The 3,498-nt window shown below is 36.5% G+C and carries 2 protein-coding genes; one reads left to right on the top strand and one right to left on the bottom strand.

From position 1 onward, the window contains the following. Positions 1-219: 219 nt before the first annotated feature. Entirely contained in the window at positions 220-2,157 is a 1,938-nt protein-coding gene (locus AC3DU7_RS28905) for an ATP-binding protein (RefSeq protein ID WP_488042704.1), read from the bottom strand. A 554-nt stretch (positions 2,158-2,711) separates the two neighbouring features. Between AC3DU7_RS28905 and AC3DU7_RS28900 the strand changes: the two genes are divergently transcribed. After that, entirely contained in the window at positions 2,712-3,497 is a 786-nt protein-coding gene (locus AC3DU7_RS28900) for a response regulator (RefSeq protein WP_488042703.1), read from the top strand. Position 3,498 lies beyond the last annotated feature (1 nt).

Here is a 3,498-nt window from a genome sequence, read left to right as displayed (position 1 = left end):
CAGATTAGTTTGATACAGAGTGAGAATGATCATCCTTATTATTGGTCGCCCTTTTTGTTGATTGGCAATGGGCTGTAAAGTCAGTTATCATTTATCAGTACCTCATAGGGACGTTGCATGCAACGTCCTTACTTACAGGGTTATCATTTTTTTGATATGGTTTATTGACCTGAAAACTGCTGTAATAGCTAGGAGTTAGGGGAGTTATAAATGTTTTTCCTACTGTTCCCTATTCCCTGCTATATTCAGTAACTTAACAATTCGATCGAATTGATAGTTTTCTGCAAAGTTTTTCAATTGAGCAGCGATCGCTTCTTTTTCTAGAGGAATATCATTAATTAGCTGCATCACTTTTTTACCCCGGAGTTCACTAGAAGCTTTGTGAAGTTCACATAACCACTCAGAAGGCATATCCTTTAAAATAACAGATAAATCTTCTGAAGTAACTTGCAAGCGAGAGCAAGTTGTGTTTTGCCGTTTCTTACCATTAGCTTCATCAGACTTTTGATAAATCAACTCAACCCCCAAATATTGGCGCATTTTCTCCCAGAGCAGTTCCTCCTGAAAAGGTTTAACCATATAGTCATCAAAACCCGATGAGATAACTTCCTCTCGCTTTTCTTGAAATACACTAGCAGTCAGAGCAATAATTTTTGTAGAGAAACTCGGTTGTTCTAAATCTTCCCACTGTCTAATTTGTTTAGTGGCTTCATATCCATCCATCTCCGGCATATGCAAATCCATCCAAATCAGATGAGGATGCCATACTTTCCAAATTTCTGTAGCTTCTCGTCCATTGATGGCTTGCTGTACCAAAAATCCTCTGGAAGTAAGTAAATATGATAGCAATAGGCGATTGTCAGAGCGATCATCCACCACTAAAATACGATAGTCTGGTTGTTGTGTTGCTAAACCAATTACTTTGCCTTTCCCTCTTCTGCTAGGAAAAGTCTGAGGAGAACTCAGATGAATGGGAATCGATAACTGAAAACAAGTACCTACTCCCAGGGTGCTTTTTGTCGTAATATCGCCTCCCATCAACTGAATAAACTTTTCAGTAATAGCCAACCCCAATCCTGTTCCCTGTCTAATTTGATGTCCGGTGGTGGTTTGTTCAAAGGGGAAAAATAACTTTTTGAGTTCTTCTTGAGCAATACCAGGACCTGTATCTTCTACTTCTAATTGTAGTTGATAATTCTTGTTAATTTTCTCGACTTTAGCCCTTAAAATTACTTTGCCTATTTTTGTAAATTTCACCCCATTGCCAATTAAATTAATTAAGACTTGTCGTAGTTTTCCCTCATCCGCAGAGATATATTGAGGTAAATCAGAATCTGGCTCTAATAAAAATTGAAGTCCTTTTTTTTGGACTTTGAGACAAAACATATCTTGCATATCTTGAAGAACAGTGTAGAGATCAAAATTTGTTTCATTGAAAGTAATTTGACCTGCTTCAATTTTGGACATTTCCAAAATATTGTTAATTAAGGATAATAAATGTTCCCCACTACGATTAATTATCCTCAAGCGTTCCTGTTGTTCTGATTGAAAGGAGGTATCTTGAGAGAGAATTTGAGCAAAACCAATGACACTATTTAGAGGGGTTCGTAGCTCATGGCTCATGTTTGCCAAAAATTCTGATTTGGCCTTATTTGCAGCTTCAGCAGCTTGTTTAGCTAGAGAAAAGAGCTGGGATTGAGCTAAAAGTAAAACCTGTATATCCACTAACCGCCAACGTTGATCTGGCAATGCGATTACAATAGGTTCATAAATAAAAGTACCTGGTCGCTTGAGTGCAAGTTCTGCTGCTTGACTAATATTGCAATCTGCACTCAGTAGTAGATATCTTTTTACTAATGTCTCTGCATCTAAAAGTTTTTCAGACTTAGCTATAATGTCCCACAGAACACGAATCGGTCGGTTGAGGAAAACTTCTAATCCGTAGGGACGACTAAGTCGCTCAAAAAATTGCATTCTAGAAATCGTGCCAATGATTTTATTATTAGAAGTAATCATAACCCCTGGTAATTCTGGATGCTTGTGAAATGTGTCTGCCACAACTTTTCCCAAGGTCGTTATTTGAACTTCAAAGTCATAGCTAGGAAGATCTGCTAAACACGAATCAAGAGTAAGTTTATCTAATTGTTGAACAAACATAATTCACTTAAAGTTGAGAATTAACTAGAAAAAATTCAGTAACTTAAGAATAACTTTTTCTTTAGCTGTTTGTAGTTTGACTTGAGTTATAAACCATTGACTGTCTGAGATGAGTTCTACAATAATATTTTATAATTAAACAAAAAATTCAGGGATACTAAAGTACTTAAATTGTAGTATTTGAAATTTTATCAGGAAAGGCATAGGGCATGAGACGGAAGGCAGAAGGGAATTGACCCCTGCCTGTGACCGAAGGGAACAAGGTTCATCAATTGATCATGGATAATTACCTCTGGTTAAAACCGAGAGGATTGAATATAAGGAAATCTGATTTCTTCTCTTGATTGATTGGATATGGCGAGGTCTCCTCACCATCCCACCCTCCGGGAAGCTCCGAAGATCGACCACTTTTTTTTCCTTGCTCATGAGAGGCAATAAAGCCGAATGTATTAATTATCAATTATCCATTGTAAAACCCCACCCAATTGTTCCTTCTGCCCTCTGCCTTCTGCCTTCGTTTATTGATTATTTATTTTGAAAAGGTATTAGTAATTATGAGTAACTCTGAACAGTTATTAACATTTGCTGAAAAATTAATACGTGAAAAGATGGACAATTGTTTGAGTGATTTACAACGTACTGTATTACTCACTACTCTACAAGAAAATAAGAAGACTTACGATCAAATTGCAGATGAATGTGGTTACTCTCCTAAATATTTAAAGCAAGATGTTGCTCCTAAACTCTGGCAACTTTTGTCTGAAGTTTTGGACAAAAAAATCACTAAATTTAATCTTAAAACTATACTAGAAGAGCAAATTCGTCATCAGAAGTCTGCGATCGAAATGTTACCTATGACCTTTACCGTCAGTTCCCCTCCTACTTCTGAGAAAGGTAATATTTTACTAGTGGACGATCAACCACAAAATCTGAAATTGTTGTCTGATTTGCTTGAGGAGCAAGGATATGAAGTCCAACAAGCGATTAATGGTGTAATTGCACTACAAGCGGTAGCGGTAGGCTCTCCTGATGTGATATTATTAGATATTTATATGCCAGAGTTAGATGGCTATACTGTCTGTCAAAAACTTAAAGCAAATCCTAAAACCCAAGATATTCCAGTGATTTTTGTGAGTGCCCTTGATGAAGCCTGGGATAAAGTTAAAGCTTTTTCTGTAGGTGGCAGTGATTATATTACCAAGCCTTTTAAAACTGTTGAGGTATTGGCTAGAGTAGAAAATCAATTAAAAGTCAGAAAATTGCAACTAAAAGTTAAAGATCTAGAACAACAGCTAGAAGAGAAAAATCAGCAACTACAGCAAATTCTACAAAAATCATGAA

The organism is Okeania sp. (genome assembly GCF_983059655.1).
Note: the sequence above shows the minus strand (reverse complement) of the source record. Positions and strands in the feature narration are given on the sequence as shown.